Genomic DNA, 17,517 nt, shown 5'->3' on the forward strand with positions numbered 1-17,517 from the left:
TCTTCTTGAACGTTGACGCAAGACTAGGCCGATTGCGCGCGCAAGACCATTGCACGTGCGTCACGTGCGCTACGACTTTGGTTTAGGCGCCTAAGGCCTCGGGTTGGAGAGGCCGAGCGTGTCCGCGATGCGCACGAGCTGCGCCAGGGATTTCGCCTGCATCTTGCGCATGATCTGCCCGCGGTGGACCTTGACGGTGGCCTCGCTGATGCCCAGCTCGGCCGCGATCTGCTTGTTCACGCGCCCGGTGCTCACCAGCGCCATGACTTCGCGCTCGCGCTGGGTGAGCGCGGCGAAACGTTGCCGGAGCTCCGCGACGAGCGCCGTCTCGCGGCGCTGCGCGCGGTGCCGCTCGACCGCAGCATCGATCGCATCGAGAAGCTCCTGGTCGCGGAAGGGCTTGCTCAGGAACTCGACCGCGCCGGCCTTCATGGCGCGCACCGTCATCGGAATGTCGCCGTGCCCGGTGATGAAGATCACCGGCAGATCGACGCCCGCTCGCGGGAGTTCTTCCTGGAAGCTCAATCCGCTTGCGCCGGGCAGCCGCACGTCGAGCACCAGGCAGCCGGGCGCGTCCGGGCGCTGCGCCTGCAGGAAGTCCTGCGTCGAGGCGAAAAGGCGCACGTCCATGCCGACGGAGGCGAGGAGGTCCTGAAGCGCCTCGCGCATGGCCAGGTCGTCATCGACCACGAAGACGACGGGCCGCTCGGTTGCCATTACGGCTCCCGTTCCCCGGTCGGCAGCGAAAACCGGAACACGGCGCCGTGGGGCAGGTTCGGCGCGGTCCGGAGCTGGCCGCCATGGGCCTCGACGATCGACCGGCTGATCGAAAGCCCCATGCCGATGCCCTGCGCCTTGGAGGTATGGAAGGGCTCGAAGAGCTTGTCCGCGATCTCGGGCGCGATGCCGGGGCCCGAGTCGCGCACCTCGATGCACACGCCGCCCTCCGCTTCGCTCGCGCCGATGACCAGCTGTCGCGGGCGATTGCCGGTCGCGCTCATGGCCTCGATGGCGTTGACGATCAGATTGAGGATCACCTGCTGGAGCTGCACCCTGTCGCCCCATACGGGCGGCAGGCCGTCGGCAAGCGTCTTCTCGAGCGCAATGTCGTTGCGACGCATCTGGTCACGCGTGAGCGCAATCACGTCGAGGATGGTCTGGTTGACGTCGACGCGGTCCCGGTGCGGCGGCTGGCGCATGACCAGGGCGCGGATGCGGTCGATGACTTCGCTCGCGCGCTTGCCGTCCCTGGCAATGCGTCCGAGCGAGCGCTGGGCCTTTTCGAGCTCGGGCGGCTGGGCCGCGAGCCAGCGCGCGCAGGACCCCGCGCTTGCGACCATGGCTCCGAGCGGCTGGTTGACCTCGTGCGCGATCGAGGCCGCCAGCACGCCGAGCGTGGTCACGCGGTTCACTCGCGCAAGCGCCGCCTGCGCCTCGCGCAGGGCTTCCGACGCGAGGACGTGGTCAGTGAGATCGCGCGTGATCACAAGCGCTGCCTCCAGGCGCTCCGAATCGAGCCGCAGCGGCGAGTAGGACACCGACAGGTAGAAGCGCCCCAGTTCGGTCGTGAACCATTCTGCGACGGTGAACTGCTCTCCGGCGAGACAGCGGTCGAGACTCGGCTTCACGGTGCGCTCGAAGACGTCGGTCCCGAGGAGATCGGCGACATGCATGCCGACGATCTTCTCGGCCGGCATCCTCCAGTTGCGCTCGTAGACCGCATTGACCCTTTGATAGCGGTAATCCCGGCCGATCACGGCCACGCCATCGGAGGCACTCTCGAACATCTGCCGCGTCAAGTACTCGGCCCGCTTGCGCTCGGTGATGTCCATGATGCTCACGAGCGTGCTGCCGAACTTGGCCGGCTGAGGCGGAAACGCGATCGTGAGGAGGACGGACAACTTGTCTCCCTTCAGCGTTCCGCGCACCGTCTCGGCCGTAAAGGAAGTCCGGCCCTCTGCCAGGGCGCACAGCTCTTCTGCGAACACCTGATCGGTCTCCGGCAGGACGAGCTTGGGGAGCGACACCATGAGCTCCTCCTTGCTCCGCGCCCCGAACAGCTCGATGGTTGCGTCGTTGACGTCGAGCACCTTCACCAGGGCGAGGGCCTGCCGGACGAACTCGGGATGCGTGGCCAGGTGCCGGCGCAAGTCGCGCACGCCCTGCGCCTTGAGTCCGTCGATGGCCGCCTCGACCGCGGACAAGTCCTCTTCCCAGATCGAAACGCTCGCGCCCTGGAAAATGTGCCGGTATCGGCTTTCGCTTTCGCGCAGCTCCTCTTCCGCATGCCTGAGCTCCGTCATGTCCTGCACGATGCCGAAGAAGCGCCGAGGCCGGCCGGAGGGATCGCGCGCCACGTCGGCGCTGTTGTGGACCACGCGCACCTCACCGTCCGGACGCACCACCCGGTATTCCATGTCGAAGCGCGGACCGCCCTGCACGCCGGCCTCATTGGCCTGCTTCACCCGTTCCCGGTCGTCCGGATGGACGAGGTCCAGCAACCGGCCTTCCAATTGCCCGGACTCGGGCCGCTTAAGGCCGTGGATGCGGTAGGCTTCTTCCGAGGCGGTCACGCGACCGCTGTCCAGGTCGGCTTCCCAATGACCGAGATGCGCCATGCGCTGCGCCTCTTCGAGCTTGCGCTCGCTTTCGCGCAGGCTGCGGAAGATGAGAAGACTGGTGAGCGCGTCGGCAAGCCGATGTCCGATCTCCTCGAACAGCCGCGTTTCCTGCGCCGTCCAGGCGCGCGGGCGCGAGCACTGGTGCAGCCCGAAGAGGTAAGGTTGATCGGCCTTGGGGTACAGCGCCATGGCGAGCACGGATCTGATGCTGAAACTCTCCGCGAGCTGCGCCGGCACCTGGAGCTCGCAGCCAGGACCGAATGACACGGCTCCGCTCGCAGCGCGCGCTGTCCGGAACACCGTGGCGACATCCGCATCGAGGGGCAGCTCGGCGCCCAGGCTGAACGCGCCGGGAAACTCAGGCCGCGTCTGTTCCATGACCGCGCGCCAGCAGCCAGCTTCCGGATCGCACGGATAGGTGAGCCATGCCCGGTCGCAAGCAAAGATGTCGAGGACTGCATCGAGCACATCGCTCATCATCTTCTCGAGGTCGTTGGTTCCCTGCATGGCGCGGTTGACGCGGTTCATGCTTTCCAGGAACCACAGATGCGCGCGGCGTTCCTCTTCCGCGCGCTTCCGGTCTTCGATGTCGGTAAGGATTCCATACCACTTCAGAATCCTTCCACCTTCGCCGCGCATCGGCACGGCGCGGCTCAGGAACCAGCGGTATTCGCCGTCCGCGCGACGAACACGCGTTTCCTGCTCGAAAGGCTCGCCGGTCGCCATGTGATGCGCCCGCGCTTGCACGTAGCCGGGCAGATCTTCGGGATGAATTGCAGCCAGCCAGTTCGCCCCGGTGAGCGAGAAGCCGGTGTATTCGCTCCCGCGCCGGTTGACGAGCACACCGGAGCCATCGGCGTTGGTGACGAAGGCAATCGCCGGCATCGTCTCGAGCACCTCCCGAAGCTCCTTCTCGCTCCGGCGCAGCGCATCTTCAGCGCGCTTGCGCTCGGTGATGTCCCGCCCGACGCCCCGGTAGCCCGTGAAGCGCCCCGCCTCGTCGAACATCGGCAGCCCGGATACCGACACATGGCGTATGCCGCCGTCGGACGTCGCCCGGGCGAGCTCGAAGTCGCGGAACGGGACATGGGCATCGAGCGCTGAGCGGTGCTGGCGCCAAGCCTCCTCGTCCGGCTCCAGATAGGGCACTTCCCACCGCGTCTTGCCGATCTCCGAGCGCGGCGCCGGCGCACGGTCGAACTGGGCGGAATACTCCTGCCGGGTGAAGCGATGCTGGGCGTCGCTCTCCCAGTACACGTCGAAAGAGAATTTCACAAGCGTGCGAAAGCGCTCCTCGCTCTCGCGCAACGCCTCCTCGGCGTGCTTGCGCTCGGTAATGTCCTCGCACGCCACGAGCAGCACCGGCCCGCCCCTCAGCACGACCGCGTTCGCCGACTCCCGGACCCACAGCATCGTGCCGTCCTTGCGGACCTTGCGCGCCTTCCAGCGCATCACGCGCCCCGGCTGCCGGAAAGCCTGCTCGGCGTTTCCCTGGACGAACGCCCGATCGGCTTCGTAGAACACGTTCAGCACCGGCTGGCCGATCAGCTGGCTCACGTGCCAACCCAACTGCTCTGCGCCGACAGGATTCACCGACAGGATCGCGCCGGCCGCATCGATGATGAAGTACATCGTGGGATTGGCTTCGAAGGCCGCTCTCCATTGCTCCTCGAGATCCTGCCGGGCCTCCTCGGCCCGCTTGTGCTGCGTGATGTCGGTATTGGTCGCGAGGATCGCCACCGGCTCGCCCTGCTCGTCTCGCTGCAATGCCAGGCGGCTCGCCACGACCACCGGCGTTCCGTTTCGCCTGTGATGCACCAGCTCGCCTTCCCAGCGTCCGGTGCTCAGCACCTGCGATTCGATCTGCTCGAGCGGCACGGTGGAGACGGTCTTCAGCAGCTCGGGCGCGGACTTGCCGAGCGCCTCTTCAGCCGTCCATCCATACATCTCCTCGGCGCCGCGGTTCCAGTACTTGATCGCTGCTTCCATGTCGCGCACGAACATGGCGTCGTGCGTGAGATTCAGCAGGTCGGCGTGCTCGCGCAGCGAGGCTTCGACCTGCCGCTCGAAAGGCTGACGCGCCGGGCGCGACAGCGTTTCGTCGTCTTTACGTTTCGTCACGAGCGACTCCGATAGGCGTCGCGGCATGTGAGCCGCAGCATGTCGCGCAGCGCCGGTGGTAGGGCCGGCTCCTCCTTGGGTAGCGGCGAACGCTATTCTGAACGCCCGCGTGACCGCTGTCACGGCGCACGCCAACCCGATCTCACGGCGCAGGGGCCGATGCTTCGGTCGAAGACGCCTCGAACGACATCGCGTCAGGCGAGGGGCGGAGGTCCATCGCCTCCCGGCTTGGCGGCCATGGCTTGCAGTTCGGGGACGAAAGTCAGGAGCCGGCGAGTGAGCCAATACAGGTGGGACGCATCGATCGGGTTTGGCAACCTGAGCGTGCTGATCAACCGTTGCGGACGATCTCCCAGGGCAAGAGCGATCAACGGCTCAAGGACACCTGCCAGGTCGGCTCGTACCCGCTCGTCCACGAGATCGTGCTCGTCCAAACTGCGCCAAATCGCCAGCACGGCGCGCTCGCACAACTCGGCATCCGATGGCGGCGTCATTGCTCCGGCGTAGCTCGATGAGCTCGAGCGCATCGGGGGCGCGCCGCGCTTGTCTCTTCGTACGAAGCTTGTTGGTGAAGGCATGGATCGCTCCTTCTCGGCAGCCAAGATACGCCGCACCGAGGCGGATGGCAATCCTTGACATCAAGGACTTCCGCCCTGCGACCCAGAGGCGAACGTGCACTCACGCCGATCAGACGGACGTGCGTCAAAAGCCTCCCAAGCCACGGTGGCCCGGCTCCATCGAGGCCTCCTTGCGCTTGACGGAACCTGGGGCGTTCTGATCCCCGACCGGCTTGACCGCGTCTGCCTGGTCGGCGGCGCTGCCGCCCGTGGATTCGGTCGCGTCGGCATACTCGCTGTCACTATCGGCTTCCGCAGGGACAATGGTTGCCGGGCTCTCGGGAAGAACCTTCGATTTGTCAGTGGACCGTGGACGGGACGGTGTCTGCTGAGTGGCCATGACGTGCCTCCTTCGGTTGGAATGACAACGTACACCGCGCCTCTCGGCAATGCATGTAGGAGCGCACCGCAGTGGAGTGCCGAGCTGGGCGCACTCATCGCCTCAGCTTGCACCTCGCTGCCTAGCTCACCGCGAGTCCGGACTGCACACGGTCGTGCTCGGACCTGCGAAGCAGATCGAGCGCCACGTCGACGATCATGTCTTCCTGGCCGCCCACCATCTTGCGTGCGCCCAGCTCGACGAGGATGTCCACGGTCTTCAGGTCATACTTCTTCGCGGCCGCTTCAGCATGGCGCAGGAAGCTCGAATAGACGCCCGCATAGCCCAGTGCCAGCGTCTCGCGATCGACGCGCACCGGACGGTCCTGCAGCGGGCGCACCAGGTCGTCGGCCGCGTCCATCAGCTTGTAGAGATCGGTGCCGTGACGCCAGCCCTGGCGCTCGGCCGCCGCGATGAACACCTCGAGCGGCGCGTTGCCGGCACCGGCGCCCATGCCGGCCAGGCTGGCGTCGATGCGATCGCAGCCCTCTTCCACGGCCACGATCGAGTTCGCCACGCCAAGGCCCAGGTTGTGGTGCGCGTGGATGCCGGTCTGCGTATCGGCTCTCAGCACCTCCTTGAACGCTCGGAACCGGTCCCGCACGTCGTCCATGCCGAGCGCGCCGCCGGAGTCGACCACGTAGACGCAGCTTGCGCCATAGCTTTCCATCAGCAGCGCCTGCTCGGCCAGCTTCTTCGGCGTGGTCATGTGGCTCATCATCAGGAAACCCACCGGGTCCATGCCGAGCTCGCGCGCGTATTCCAGATGCTGGCGAGACACGTCGGCCTCGGTGCAGTGCGTTGCGACGCGCACGATGCGCGCGCCTGCATCGTAGGCGTTGCGCAGGTCGTGCGTGGTGCCGATGCCGGGCAACAGCAAGGTTGCGACCTTTGCGGTCTTGACCGTTTCGGCCGCTGCCGCGATCCATTCGACATCGGTATGCGCACCGAAGCCGTAGTTGAAACTGGAGCCTTCCAGCCCGTCGCCATGCGCGACCTCGATGCTATCGACGCCGGCAGCGTCCAGTGCCGCGGATATCGCCTTGACGTCCGCGATGCTGTACTGGTGGCGAACGGCATGGCTGCCGTCACGCAGGGTGACGTCGCTGATATAGAGCTTGTTGCCCGGCGTCATGCGATCTCCTTCAGGCCGCGAGCGATGCCGCTGGCGATGCGTCGTTGCGCCATCAGGTCGGCGCACGCGAGCGCGGCCGAGGTCATGATGTCGAGGTTGCCGGCGTAAGCCGGCAGGTAGTGCGCGGCGCCTTCGACCTCGAGGTACACCGAGGTCTTGAGCCCATGGCGCAAGCCAAGCTTGGGCAGGTTGAGCGGCCGGTCGGCGGGGATCACGTCGAACTGCACGCGCTGCTTCAGGCGGTAACCAGGCACGTAGGTCTGCACACTCGCCACCATCTGCGCGATGCTGGCTTCCACCGCCGCCTGGTCGGCCGCTTCGGACAGTACGAGCACCGTGTCGCGCATGATCAGCGGCGGCTCCGCCGGGTTCAGCACGATGATCGCCTTGCCGCGCTCTGCGCCGCCGAGCTTCTCGATCGCGGCCCGGGTGGTTTCGGTGAACTCGTCGATGTTGGCGCGCGTGCCGGGGCCGGCGCTCTTGCTCGAGATCGATGCGACGATCTCGGCATAGTGCACCTTGGCAACGCGCGACACGGCGGCCACCATGGGGATGGTCGCCTGCCCACCGCAGGTCACCATGTTCATGTTGCTGGCGTTCTCGGCATCGAGGTTGATCGCGGGGATCACGTAGGGGCCGATGGCAGCGGGTGTCAGGTCGATGACCTGCACGCCATGGGCCTGCAGCACCTCGTTGTGGCGCTTGTGGGCACCGGCCGAGGTGGCATCGAACACGATGTCGATGTCGCGGAACACGCCGAGCTGCACCAACCCTTCGATGCCCTCTGCGGTAGTGGCGATGCCGAAGCGCTCGGCGCGGGCCAGCCCATCGGACTTCGGGTCGACCCCGACCATCGCACCCATCTCGAGGTGCTTGCTGTTGCGCATGACCTTGATCATCAGGTCGGTGCCGATATTGCCCGGGCCGATGATTGCGACCTTCAGTTTGTTCGTCATGTTGCTTCTTTCAGTTCGCGAGCAGCTTGGCCGTCGCGTCGGCCACCTGTGCACTGGGTGATTCGGAGGGCGTTTTCGCCTGGATGTCGGACACCAGGCGGCCCCCGCGTCCCCAATGGCCTGACGGGTATTCGTGGAGAAGGACCCGCACTGCGTCGAGCGGCATCTCGAGGCTGTCTGCCATGGCCTGCGAAACGCTCTCTATCAGCCGGCGCTTCTTCTCGGGGCTGCGCCCCTCAATGATCTTGATCAAGGCAATGGGCACGGTTCACTCCTCGACGTGGAAGCCGGCGGTTCCGAGGCGCTCCATCTCGATCGAGATGTACTGGCCCGGCTTGATCCACTCGGCGGGCGTGGCGCCGCCAGCCATCACCACCCAGCCGGCCTGCAGCGGCTCGCCGGCCGCCGCCGAGAGGCGCGCCGCGGCGACCAAGGAGCGCAGCGGATGGCCCAGGATGGCGGCGGTGGAACCGACCTGCACCACGCGCCCGTCGATGCTCATCGTCAGGCCCAGATTGCTGAAATCCTGGTGCGGGTCGCTCCAGGCACCGATCACGAAGCCGCTCGACGATGCGTTGTCCGCGATCACGTCGGGCAGGCTGAACTTGAAGTCCTGGTAGCGCGAGTCGATGATCTCGAGCGCCGGCGCCACGGCTTCGACCGCGGCGAGCGCCTCGGCCGCGGTGACGTCGCCGGCCAGCGCTTTCTTCAGCACGAAGGCCAGTTCCGGCTCGACGCGCGGATGCACGAAGCGCGCAAACTTCACCGGCGTGCCCTCCTCCACCTGCATGCCGCTCGACAGGCGCCCCCAGATGAGGTCGTCGATGCCCATCTGAACCATCTTGGCGCGGCTGGTGAAGCCCATCTTCACGCCGACGCGGCGCTCGCCGCGCGCAACGCGTCGCTGAACGGAGGCGGATTGGATCGCGTAGGCCTCGGCCAGCGAGAGCTCGCCCTTCGGGTCGATCTGCGGCACCGCTTTGGCGTGACGGGCCGCATCGTCCAGCAGTTGCGCGAATTCGGGTGTCTGGCTCATTTGCATTCCTTCGCGGCGGCAGCGGCTTCGAATACGGCCTTGACGCCTCCGAGGCCGTTGATGTGGGTTTCGAACACGTCGCCCGGCGCGACCGGCACCATCGGGCCGAGTGCCCCCGAGAGCACCAGGTCGCCGGCGCGCAGCGGCTGGCCGAGCGCGGCCATGGTGCGGGCCAGCCAGACCACCGCATTGATCGGGTTGCCCAGGCATGCCGCACCCGCGCCGACCGACACCGGCTCGCCGCGGCGGTTCATGACCATGCCGCACAACCTGAGGTCCAGCTCCCTGAGAAGCCGCGGGCTTCCGCCCAGGACGAAGGCGCCAGACGATGCGTTGTCCGCGACCGTGTCGACGAACCGGATGTCCCAGCCCGCGATGCGGCTACCCACGATTTCGATCGCCGGAAGGACGTGGTCCACCGCCTTGATGACGTCCGCGTGCCCGGGGTTGCCCATGTCAAGGTCTCGGCCGAGCACGAAAGCAATCTCTGCCTCGACCTTCGGCTGCTGGAGCTTCTGCATGGGAATCGGCTCAGCGTCCCCGAAGCTCATGTCATCGAAGAGCACGCCGAAATCGGGCTGATCGACGCCGAGCTGCGCCTGGACGGCGCGCGCCGTCAGGCCGATCTTGCATCCGACCACGCGACGGCCTTCGGCCAGTCTGCGCTCGGTGTTCATCCGCTGGATGGCGTATGCATCGGCCGCATCCAACTCCGGGTAGGAGACTCTCAACGGCTGGATGTAGTTGCCGGTCCTGCCGGCGTTCCATAGGGCGTCGGCTGCTTCAGCCAGCACGGCGGGTTGGGAAGGCATGGGTTCTCCGTTGCCCGCGCGCGGCGGGCAGATTGAAAATTCTCGGATGGGGATACCGGGCAGACTCAGCCGCCGGCCACGGTGCTCAGAGGGCGCGGTCCTTCAGGCCCACCTTGCTGTAGATCTCGTTCACGTGCTTCTTCACGCTTTCGGGCGTGGTGTCGTCGACCGGCATGTGTGCCCAACCCACCTTCGCGCGGGCGTGCTGGCCGATCTCCTCGTCCTGGTCGCCCGTCGCACCGCTGATGCCGTAGGCGCCGACCATCTCGTTGCCCTTGAACACGGGCGCACAGCCACCGGAGGCAACCACCTGGCCGTTGGTGAAGACCGATGCGTTGGCCAGCATCTGCGGGTTGCGCTCCTTGAACCATTGTTGAATGACCAGGCCGTCGCTGAAACGCGGGCTCATCGAGCGGAAAGCGGCGACGGTGAATGCCTTCGCGCGGGCCGTGTCCGGGGTGATGAAGCCCGCGTCGTCCATGCGCTCGAGCGCGATCAGATGGCCTTCGGGCCCGACGATGGCAACGGAGATGGGCACCCCCATCTCGGCAGCCTTCTCGGTGACCGCCGCGATGAACTCGCGGCACTCGGTAGCGCGCAGTTTGGACATTTCGATATTCCTTTCTGAAGAAAATGCTTCTCTCACTCGGGCTTGATGCCCGTCTGCTGAATGAACTTCGACCACCGCGCGCCCTCGCTCTGCAGGAAGCGGGACAGCGCTTCGTCGCTGGTCTTGAGAACGTCGATCGCCTGCGCCTTGTAGATCGCCTGGATCTCGCTCGAATCGAGCGCCGCGTGGGCCGTGGTGCGCAGCTTGCCGATGACGCTGGATGGCGTCTGGGCCGGGGCCACCAGCCCCATCCACACCGAGGTGTCGAAGCCCTTCAACCCCAGCTCGTCGAGCGTGTGCAGATCCGGCGCGCTCGAGGTCCTGCGAGGGCTGGTGACGGCCAGCGCCACCAGCTTGTTCGCGCGCACGTGCGGCAGCACGGTCGAAGCCGGCGAGAACATGAGCTGCACCTGGCCGCCGAGCAAGTCGGTCACCGCGGGCGTGCTGCCCCGGTACGGAACGTGGACCATCTTGACGTCGGCCATCAGTGCGAACAGTTCGCCAGACAGGTGGGGCGAGGTGCCGACGCCGGATGATGCATAGGCCAGAGAGCCCGGCTTGGCCTTCGCGAGTGCGATGAGTTCGGCAACGGTCGCGACCTTCAGCGAGGGATGAACCACCAGGACATTGGGAACGTTCCCGATCAGCGTGATCGGCTTGAAGTCTTTCAGTGGATCGACCGCATTGGCGCCCGGGAACGCAGCGTTGATGATGTTGGCGATCGTGATCGCGAAGACGGTGTAGCCATCGGGCTGCGCCGTGGCCACGGCCTTGGCGGCGATGTTGCTGCCGGCGCCGGGCTTGTTGTCCACGACGAAGGGCTGGCCCAGGCGCCTGGACATCTGCTCCACGACGGCACGCACCGCCACGTCAGTTGCTGTGCCGGGCGGGAAACCCACCAGCACCTTGACGGGCGCGCTCGGATAAACAGGTTGCGCTGCGGTCCATGACGGCAAGGCGGTGGCAGCAAACGCTGGCACGGCGGCGAGGAGTTCACGGCGTTTCATGTCTCTGTCTTTCTGTTGAGGGTGCAGACCGGGTCTCTCCATCGGCTTGCATGGCAGTGATTAGAAGACGCGCGTGGCTATGATTCAATCGAGACTTTCCAATCGAATGATTGGCTCCGCTCATGAATGTGACTCTCCGCCAGCTCCGAGCTTTCGTGCTGGTCGCGCGGCTTGGCAACTTCACCCGTGCCGCGCAGGCCATGCACCTCACGCAATCGGCACTCAGCCTGCTTGTGCGCGAACTCGAAGGAGCCATCGACAGCCGGCTGTTCGACCGCACCACGCGAGCCGTGGCCCTGACGGCGGCGGGCAGCGACTTCTTCCCGCGCGCGGAACGGGTGCTGGCCGAGCTCGAGTCGGCGCTCGCGGGCGTGGACAAGCTCGTGGCGAGGGAACGCGGGCGCGTGGTGGTGGCGGCGCCGCTGATTCTGTCCAGCACCTATCTACCGCCGATCCTCGCCGCCTTCGGCGCGCAGTACCCGGGCATCGAAGTCGTACTGCAGGACACGCTGCCCAATCAGGTGTTGCCGCTGGTGCGCAGCGGTGCGGCCGACGTCGGTATCGGCACCTTCGCCTCGGATGAAGCCGACATCCAGCGCACGCTTCTCTTCTCGGAAGCCATGGCAGCCGCATTCCCGGCGGGGCATGCGTTCAGCCGCTTGCAGCAACTGACCTGGGCGGATGTCGCGCAGGAGCCGGTGCTCGCATTGAGCCGCGGCAGCGTGTTCCGCGACCTCACCGAAGCGGGCTTTGCGGCTGCCGGGCTGATGCTGAAGCCCGCAAGGGAGGCCAACTATGCAGGCTCGCTCATCGGGATGGTTGACGCCGGGCTCGGCGTCGCGATCCTCCCTGGCTATGCGGTGAAGCTGACGGACCCTGCGCGCATCGGCTGGCGCCGTGTAGAAAACCCCCTGATCGACCGCGAGGTCTCGCTCGTGCAACGCGCGGGCGTTTCACTCTCCCACGCGGCGCAAGGCTTCGTCGACTTCATCGTCGCGCCGCGGGCTGCGCAGCAACCAACACCGACCAAACGGGTTCGAAGCAAGGTGCGCTAGAACGCGTGGCGGATGCCGAGGTCGTACCCACTTGAAGTTCGCGGCGCAAACACGCTCGTGCTGATGAACGCCGGCCCGCCCACCGTCAGTGCAGCGCCGTTCTTGTTGCTGACGCGAGCGACAGTTGCATACAGCGCTGTGCGCTTGGACAGGTTGTGCACATAGCTGAGGCTGAACTTGCTGGCTTCCGGATTGGGCACCGGCGCTAAGGCTGTGGGCGCCGAATTCATGTCGTACCTAACGCGCGAATAGGCGGCGCGAATGAGGCCCGGACCCACGGGGACGGTGGCTCCGATCAGATAGCCCTTGAGGTCGGTATCGGGCAAAGGGACCAAGGGCGCGACTGCATAGTCGCGCGTTCTGCTGACGCGAGACAGTTCGCCGAAAAGCTTGACGATGCCGAAGTCGTACGACGCGCCCAGATTGGCCGTCTTCACATAGTCGGTGGTGCCCGCGAAATAGTCGTCGCCCGCAGTGCTGCTGCCATAGGCGAGTGCAATGTCCAAGGGGCCGTTGGCATAGCCGATGCGGCCTCCCACATAGCGGCCGGCGCGGGTGTTTGCGACAGGGCCGGCGTTCACCTGGCCGGTGAGAGGGTTCACGCCCGGCGGCGTCGCGGTGCCTGGATCGTAGGTGTTGTTCTCGTGCAGCGCATACATGAACTGGCTGTAGAACCCGCCGAGCGCGGGGGGCAGGAAGTAGCCGATCGAGTTGCTGGCACGTATGTAGTTGGCATTGCCGCCAAAACCGCCGGCACCACCGGTGGGATTGAAAAGGCTGGCTGAAGAGATCAGGTTGGCGCCGACGCCGACCGCGGCAAAAGGGTCGTACACCGTGTCGTTCCAGAAGGTCGGCGTGAAGTCGCGCCCCAAGCGAATTTCGCCGAATCCGCCCATGAGGCTCACGGTGGAACGCCGGCTGAAGTTCGCGAGGCCGGTCGCGCCGTCGTCGTTGGTGATAGGGCTTTCGAGCCAGAAGCCGGCTGCGAGCCCGCCGCCAAGATCCTCCGTTCCTCGGAAGCCCAGGCGGCTGTTGTTGTATGCCGAGTTCGCCAGCGCGGTGCGGCTGACGGAGCGCGACCCTTGGTTGACGTAGAGCGGCGACGCCGGCGTTGCGGAGTTCCGGTCCTCCGACTTGCTGGCGTAGTGGCTGATCGACGCATCGACGACGCCGAAGATCGTGACGGACGACTGGGCGCATGCAACGCCGCTCGAGCCGAGGGCGAGCATGCCAAGCAATGAGCTCTTCAATTTGTCTGCATGACGTACACAAGGGTTGCGCTTCACGTTGTTGTCTCCTGTTTTCGTTGTGATCCGGGCGGGTTGGCCGGCCGGTGGATCAGGCCGATCCGGTTTGTGCTATCGTTAGCATAAATTCTATGAAGACTGCTTCGAGAAAGTCAACGACTTCGATGTGCGTTTTCGTCAGAGATGCGACGACTTTCTGGTGAGAGCGCGCGACGTTTGGCAGGGGTGGCGCGGCTTGGCAAGCTGCCTACGCTGTGCTATCGTTAGTGCATTCCTGCATTCATCTCATTCGATGGTCACGATCAAAGACATTGCCGCCCGCCTCGAGGTTTCCGCGTCCACCGTCGGGCGGGCCTTGGCCGACGACCCGCGCATCAGCTCCGCCATGAAGCAGAAGGTGCTCGAGATCGCGAACGAGTTGGGCTATGTCGCCAACCGTGCAGCGCGCATGATGCGCGGCGTCTCCAGCAATCTGGTGGGCCTGGTCGTTCCGGATATCCGCAACAGCTTCTACTCGACCATCGCGCATGCGCTGTCGAAATGCCTGGAGAGCGCGGACCTGCAACTCACGCTGTCCGAGACTGACGACGACCGCCTGGTCGAGCTGCGCCATATCCGCGAACTCACCAGCGTCAACGTGGCCGGCATCATCATCGTGCCCACGGCCCGGCCGCATCCGGAGTCGGTGCGCCTTCTCAAGATGACGCCGCGCATCCAGTTGCTGCGCAGGCATGCCTCGCTGGGCGAGCACTGGTTCGGCATCGACGACACGCAGGCGCTCTTCCAGGCGACCCGTCACCTGGTCGAACTCGGCCATCAGCGCATCGCCTATATCGGCGGCACCACGGACCTGCCCACCGGAGCCGCGCGGCTGCAAGGCTTTCACAACGCCCTCGCCGGCAGCAAGGCGGCCACGCATGCGCGCGAGGAACTCGGAGTGCCGTCATCGACGGACTTCGGCCGTGATGCGATACGGCGCCTGCTCGCACTGCGCAGCCCGCCTACGGCGGTGGTCCTGGGTTCGGTCCAGAACACGCAGGGCGTGCTGGAGGAACTGCTGGCAAGCGGCGTACGCGTGCCCGAACAGTTGTCCGTCGTCGGGTTCGGAGACGAGTTGGGCTTCAGATGGTGGGGACCTGGTCTCACGACCATGAGCCTTCCTGTCTCCGAGTTGGCCACCGCGTGCGGGCTCTGGTTCATCCATCAGTTGAAGCAGAAGCCTGCAAGCGCGGCGCCTTACAGCTCCGTCTCACCCCCCACGCTCGTTGTGCGCGGCAGCACCCGGCCGGTGGACGCGGCAAACGCCAAGCGCGGCCAAGCACGTCAGCTCGCCGGCTAGCCCGGATATTTCACCAGCAGGCCGATGTGCCGTCGACCGAGCCTGCTGAGGGCCATTGAGCGTGGTCTTGCGTGCAGTGTGAGCTACTGGATGGAGTGGCGGCTGTTTTTGGGCACACGACCCCCTTACCCCCGTTGTTTGTCAGCGTGCCGGGGACAGCACTGGATGGATTTCAGGGGGCGAGGGCCTGCGCTGCGCTCAGGAAGACGCTGCGCAGCGGGTGGTGCGAAGCCAGCAGTACCCGCACACGGCGCGTGTTGCGCACGATGGCCGCGCCGATCTTCAGCAGGCGCACGCGGATCGTGGCCGCGGCGGCGCGTTCCAGCTCGGTGTCCTTGAGAGCGAACTCGCGCAGCCGTTGCATCAGCGTGTAGGCCAATGCGGCCAGCAGCAAGCGCAGCTGGTTGGCCGCGAAGCGGTGGCAACTTGCCCGCGTGCCAAACAGATCGAGCTGAGCCTCCTTGATGCGGTTCTCGGCCTCGCCGCGGGCGCAGTACAGCCGCTCATACAGCTGTATGGCATCGCCCTGAAGATCGGTCACCACGAAGCGCGGGTTGTTGCCCTGGCTGCCGTGCTCCAGGCGCGTGATCACGCGCCGTTCGATGTCCCAGCTGTCGGCCGCGTAGACGAACTCGTCGATCAACCGCTGCTTGGCGCCGGTGCGCGCGTACTCGTCGGCGAGCATCGCCTCGGCGTACTGCACGGTCGCCTCCAGCCGCGCGTTGCGCGCCAGCCCGATGATGTAGTTCACGCCCGAGCGCTCGCACCAGCGCAGCAATCTCTGGCGACAGAAGCCCGAGTCACCGCGCACGATGATCCGCGCGTCGGGCCACGCCTGGCGCAGCCGCTGCACCAGCAGCTTGATCACCGCCGCGGCGTTCTTGGCGCCATCGATGCGACTGCGCCGCAAGACGCATGCGAGCATGGCTTGGCCGCAGAACACGTACAGCGGCAGATAGCAGTGGTGGTCGTAGTAGGCATGGAACTCGCAGCGCTCCTGGTCGCCGTGCAAGGGCACATCCGAGGCGTCGATGTCCAGCACCAGTTCTTCGGGCGGGCTCTTGTGGCTGGCGATGAACTGCTCGATGAGCACGCCATGCAGCGCCACTGCCTGCGCTCGCGTGGCCCCGGTCTCCAAGCGGCTGAGCGTGGGCGAACTCGCCAGCGCATCGACCCGGCCCACAGCGGTCTGCATCAGCAGATCGTCTCTCAAGGTGTCGTGGTCGTTGAGGTCTTCGTAGCCGCAGCACAAGCCGTAGATGCGTTGGGCGAGCAGGTCGCGCAGGCTGTGCGTGATGCGTGCCGGATCGCGTGCATCACTGAGCACGGCCGCAGCCGCTCGGCTCAGACCGATACGTTCGTCAACGCGACGCAGCAGCAAGACCCCGCCGTCCGAACCGATGTCCCCGCCCTCGAAGTTGGCCTCGATGACCCGCCGACCCACACGCCCCAAATCAATCGTCCCATCGGTACACTTTGGCATCGGCAGTCCTCGGTTGAAATTGGCGTCAGATACCAATGTCAACGCGCTCCGGCACGAGGCTGCCGACCCTCTACTGGTGAAATTTCCGGGCTAGGCACTCCACCGTCCGATCCATCCAGACCATGAATCACACCGTCCTGCTCACCGACTACGCCTGGCCCGACGACAGCATCGAGCGGAACATTGTCGAAGCCGCCGGCATGCGCCTCGTGAGCGGTCCGGCGACGCCGTTGCCTGCGGATGGCATTGAAGTGCTGGCGCGCGAGCATCGGCCTTCGGCCATCCTCACTTGCTGGGCTCCTGTATCGGCTGGCGCCATCGCCGCTGCGCCGGATCTCAAGATCGTTGCCAGGCTTGGCGTAGGGCTCGACAACATCGCGGTCGATGCCGCGACCGCGCGGGGCATCTGGGTCACCAACGTGCCGGACTATTGCGTGGAGGAAGTGTCCGACCATGCGGTCGGCTTCGCGCTCGCGTGGACGCGCGGTCTGGTTCGCTTCGACCGCGAAGTGCGCGCCGGTCGCTGGGATCCCGCGACGGCCAGGCTGCGCCGCCTTGCCGCGCTCACGTGCGGGATCGTCGGTTTCGGGCGCATAGGCCGCGCGACCGCGCGCAAGCTCGGCGCCTTCGGCTGCAGGGTGTTGGCACACGATCCCCACCTTGCCGACGGCGGCGAGGGCGTTCAGAGCGTGGATCTCGGCACCCTGCTCTCACGCAGCGACATCGTGATCGTGCACGCGCCGCTGACGGAAACGACACGGCATCTGATCAACCGCGAGCGGATCGCGCAGATGCCTCCCGGTGGCCTGCTGATCAATGTCAGCCGCGGCGCCGTCGTCGATACGGACGCCGTGATCGAAGCACTCGGCAGCGGTCAGCTCTCCGCCGCCGCACTGGACGTTCTCGAGTCCGAACCCGATGTTCCTGCTCAGCTCCGCACCCACCCCGGCGCGATGCTCACGCCGCATGTCGCCTTCTCGTCGGACGCATCGCTGGTCGAGCTGCGCAGGCGCGCGGCCGAGGAAGTCGTGAGAGTGCTGCGCGGCGAAGCACCGCAGCAAGCACGCAACGCGCCGGCGCAACGATAGCTCCGGCGCGC

The 17,517-nt window shown here is 66.1% G+C and carries 16 protein-coding genes; 3 read left to right on the forward strand and 13 right to left on the reverse strand.

The features are described from left to right. Positions 1-90 precede the first annotated feature (90 nt). The 11 genes from ACSQ86_RS20965 to ACSQ86_RS21015 form a co-directional block, all read right to left on the reverse strand. The gene (locus ACSQ86_RS20965) at positions 91-717 is read right to left on the reverse strand and encodes a response regulator transcription factor (RefSeq protein ID WP_093102818.1); all 627 of its coding nucleotides are present in this window, start codon (positions 715-717) and stop codon (positions 91-93) included. Further along, complete coding sequence (locus ACSQ86_RS20970; RefSeq protein ID WP_436309531.1) at positions 717-4,865, reverse strand: PAS domain S-box protein; 4,149 nt, start codon at positions 4,863-4,865, stop codon at positions 717-719. Before ACSQ86_RS20970 ends, ACSQ86_RS20965 begins: the two co-directional genes overlap by 1 nt. 71 nt (positions 4,866-4,936) lie before the next feature. Continuing rightward, positions 4,937-5,320, reverse strand: coding sequence for a hypothetical protein (locus tag ACSQ86_RS20975; RefSeq protein ID WP_436304906.1), 384 nt, complete (start codon positions 5,318-5,320; stop codon positions 4,937-4,939). A 124-nt stretch (positions 5,321-5,444) separates the two neighbouring features. Then, a complete protein-coding gene (locus tag ACSQ86_RS20980) occupies positions 5,445-5,699 on the reverse strand; it encodes a hypothetical protein (RefSeq protein WP_436304907.1) in 255 nt (84 codons plus the stop codon). A 121-nt stretch (positions 5,700-5,820) separates the two neighbouring features. Continuing rightward, positions 5,821-6,873 (reverse strand): 4-hydroxy-2-oxovalerate aldolase, encoded by a 1,053-nt coding sequence (dmpG, locus tag ACSQ86_RS20985; RefSeq protein ID WP_436309532.1) that lies wholly within the window; start codon positions 6,871-6,873, stop codon positions 5,821-5,823. Further along, a complete protein-coding gene (locus ACSQ86_RS20990; RefSeq protein WP_436304909.1) occupies positions 6,870-7,829 on the reverse strand; it encodes an acetaldehyde dehydrogenase (acetylating) in 960 nt (319 codons plus the stop codon). Before ACSQ86_RS20990 ends, dmpG begins: the two co-directional genes overlap by 4 nt. A gap of 10 nt (positions 7,830-7,839) precedes the next feature. Further along, complete coding sequence (locus ACSQ86_RS20995) at positions 7,840-8,094, reverse strand: 4-oxalocrotonate tautomerase family protein (protein WP_093102809.1); 255 nt, start codon at positions 8,092-8,094, stop codon at positions 7,840-7,842. Between the two features lie 3 nt (positions 8,095-8,097). Next, the gene (locus ACSQ86_RS21000; RefSeq protein ID WP_436304910.1) at positions 8,098-8,865 is read right to left on the reverse strand and encodes a 2-keto-4-pentenoate hydratase; all 768 of its coding nucleotides are present in this window, start codon (positions 8,863-8,865) and stop codon (positions 8,098-8,100) included. Beyond that, positions 8,862-9,677, reverse strand: coding sequence for a 2-keto-4-pentenoate hydratase (gene mhpD, locus ACSQ86_RS21005; protein ID WP_093102806.1), 816 nt, complete (start codon positions 9,675-9,677; stop codon positions 8,862-8,864). The genes ACSQ86_RS21000 and mhpD overlap by 4 nt, the downstream gene beginning before the upstream one ends. 85 nt (positions 9,678-9,762) lie before the next feature. Next, positions 9,763-10,287 (reverse strand): GlcG/HbpS family heme-binding protein, encoded by a 525-nt coding sequence (locus tag ACSQ86_RS21010; protein ID WP_093102805.1) that lies wholly within the window; start codon positions 10,285-10,287, stop codon positions 9,763-9,765. Between the two features lie 32 nt (positions 10,288-10,319). Beyond that, positions 10,320-11,294, reverse strand: coding sequence for a tripartite tricarboxylate transporter substrate binding protein (locus tag ACSQ86_RS21015; protein WP_436304912.1), 975 nt, complete (start codon positions 11,292-11,294; stop codon positions 10,320-10,322). Between the two features lie 122 nt (positions 11,295-11,416). Here ACSQ86_RS21015 and ACSQ86_RS21020 point away from each other — a divergent pair, with 122 nt between their 5' ends. Next, on the forward strand, positions 11,417-12,349 hold the full coding sequence (locus ACSQ86_RS21020) for a LysR family transcriptional regulator (protein ID WP_093102801.1): 933 nt from the start codon (positions 11,417-11,419) through the stop codon (positions 12,347-12,349). Here the strand turns inward: ACSQ86_RS21020 and ACSQ86_RS21025 are convergent. Continuing rightward, positions 12,346-13,599, reverse strand: a complete 1,254-nt coding sequence (locus ACSQ86_RS21025; protein WP_436306331.1) for a porin — start codon at positions 13,597-13,599, stop codon at positions 12,346-12,348. The genes ACSQ86_RS21020 and ACSQ86_RS21025 overlap by 4 nt on opposite strands. Positions 13,600-13,888: 289 nt before the next feature. Here ACSQ86_RS21025 and ACSQ86_RS21030 point away from each other — a divergent pair, with 289 nt between their 5' ends. Further along, complete coding sequence (locus ACSQ86_RS21030; RefSeq protein ID WP_436304913.1) at positions 13,889-14,935, forward strand: LacI family DNA-binding transcriptional regulator; 1,047 nt, start codon at positions 13,889-13,891, stop codon at positions 14,933-14,935. Positions 14,936-15,107: 172 nt separating this feature from the next. On the opposite strand, the gene ACSQ86_RS21035 is transcribed toward ACSQ86_RS21030, so the two are convergent. Next, positions 15,108-16,418, reverse strand: coding sequence for an IS1380 family transposase (locus ACSQ86_RS21035; RefSeq protein ID WP_436304863.1), 1,311 nt, complete (start codon positions 16,416-16,418; stop codon positions 15,108-15,110). A 122-nt stretch (positions 16,419-16,540) separates the two neighbouring features. On the opposite strand from ACSQ86_RS21035, the gene ACSQ86_RS21040 reads away from it, so the two are divergent. Beyond that, positions 16,541-17,506, forward strand: coding sequence for a C-terminal binding protein (locus ACSQ86_RS21040; RefSeq protein ID WP_436304914.1), 966 nt, complete (start codon positions 16,541-16,543; stop codon positions 17,504-17,506). Positions 17,507-17,517: the final 11 nt, after the last annotated feature.

Origin of the sequence: Variovorax sp. LjRoot130 (assembly GCF_964253755.1) — a bacterium.
Classification (GTDB): Bacteria; Pseudomonadota; Gammaproteobacteria; order Burkholderiales; family Burkholderiaceae_C; genus Variovorax.

Excerpts from the sequence above, each read along its gene's own strand:
- ACSQ86_RS21020 (WP_093102801.1), top strand. The coding sequence starts at position 11,417 with ATGAATGTGACTCTCCGCCAGCTCCGAGCTTTCGTGCTGGTCGCGCGG.
- ACSQ86_RS20990 (WP_436304909.1), bottom strand. The coding sequence starts at position 7,829 with ATGACGAACAAACTGAAGGTCGCAATCATCGGCCCGGGCAATATCGGC.
- ACSQ86_RS21040 (WP_436304914.1), top strand. The coding sequence starts at position 16,541 with ATGAATCACACCGTCCTGCTCACCGACTACGCCTGGCCCGACGACAGC.
- ACSQ86_RS21010 (WP_093102805.1), bottom strand. The coding sequence starts at position 10,287 with ATGTCCAAACTGCGCGCTACCGAGTGCCGCGAGTTCATCGCGGCGGTC.
- ACSQ86_RS21000 (WP_436304910.1), bottom strand. The coding sequence starts at position 8,865 with ATGAGCCAGACACCCGAATTCGCGCAACTGCTGGACGATGCGGCCCGT.
- ACSQ86_RS21035 (WP_436304863.1), bottom strand. The coding sequence starts at position 16,418 with ATGCCAAAGTGTACCGATGGGACGATTGATTTGGGGCGTGTGGGTCGG.
- ACSQ86_RS20980 (WP_436304907.1), bottom strand. The coding sequence starts at position 5,699 with ATGGCCACTCAGCAGACACCGTCCCGTCCACGGTCCACTGACAAATCG.
- ACSQ86_RS20975 (WP_436304906.1), bottom strand. The coding sequence starts at position 5,320 with ATGCCTTCACCAACAAGCTTCGTACGAAGAGACAAGCGCGGCGCGCCC.
- mhpD (WP_093102806.1), bottom strand. The coding sequence starts at position 9,677 with ATGCCTTCCCAACCCGCCGTGCTGGCTGAAGCAGCCGACGCCCTATGG.
- ACSQ86_RS21015 (WP_436304912.1), bottom strand. The coding sequence starts at position 11,294 with ATGAAACGCCGTGAACTCCTCGCCGCCGTGCCAGCGTTTGCTGCCACC.
- dmpG (WP_436309532.1), bottom strand. The coding sequence starts at position 6,873 with ATGACGCCGGGCAACAAGCTCTATATCAGCGACGTCACCCTGCGTGAC.
- ACSQ86_RS21030 (WP_436304913.1), top strand. The coding sequence starts at position 13,889 with ATGGTCACGATCAAAGACATTGCCGCCCGCCTCGAGGTTTCCGCGTCC.
- ACSQ86_RS20965 (WP_093102818.1), bottom strand. The coding sequence starts at position 717 with ATGGCAACCGAGCGGCCCGTCGTCTTCGTGGTCGATGACGACCTGGCC.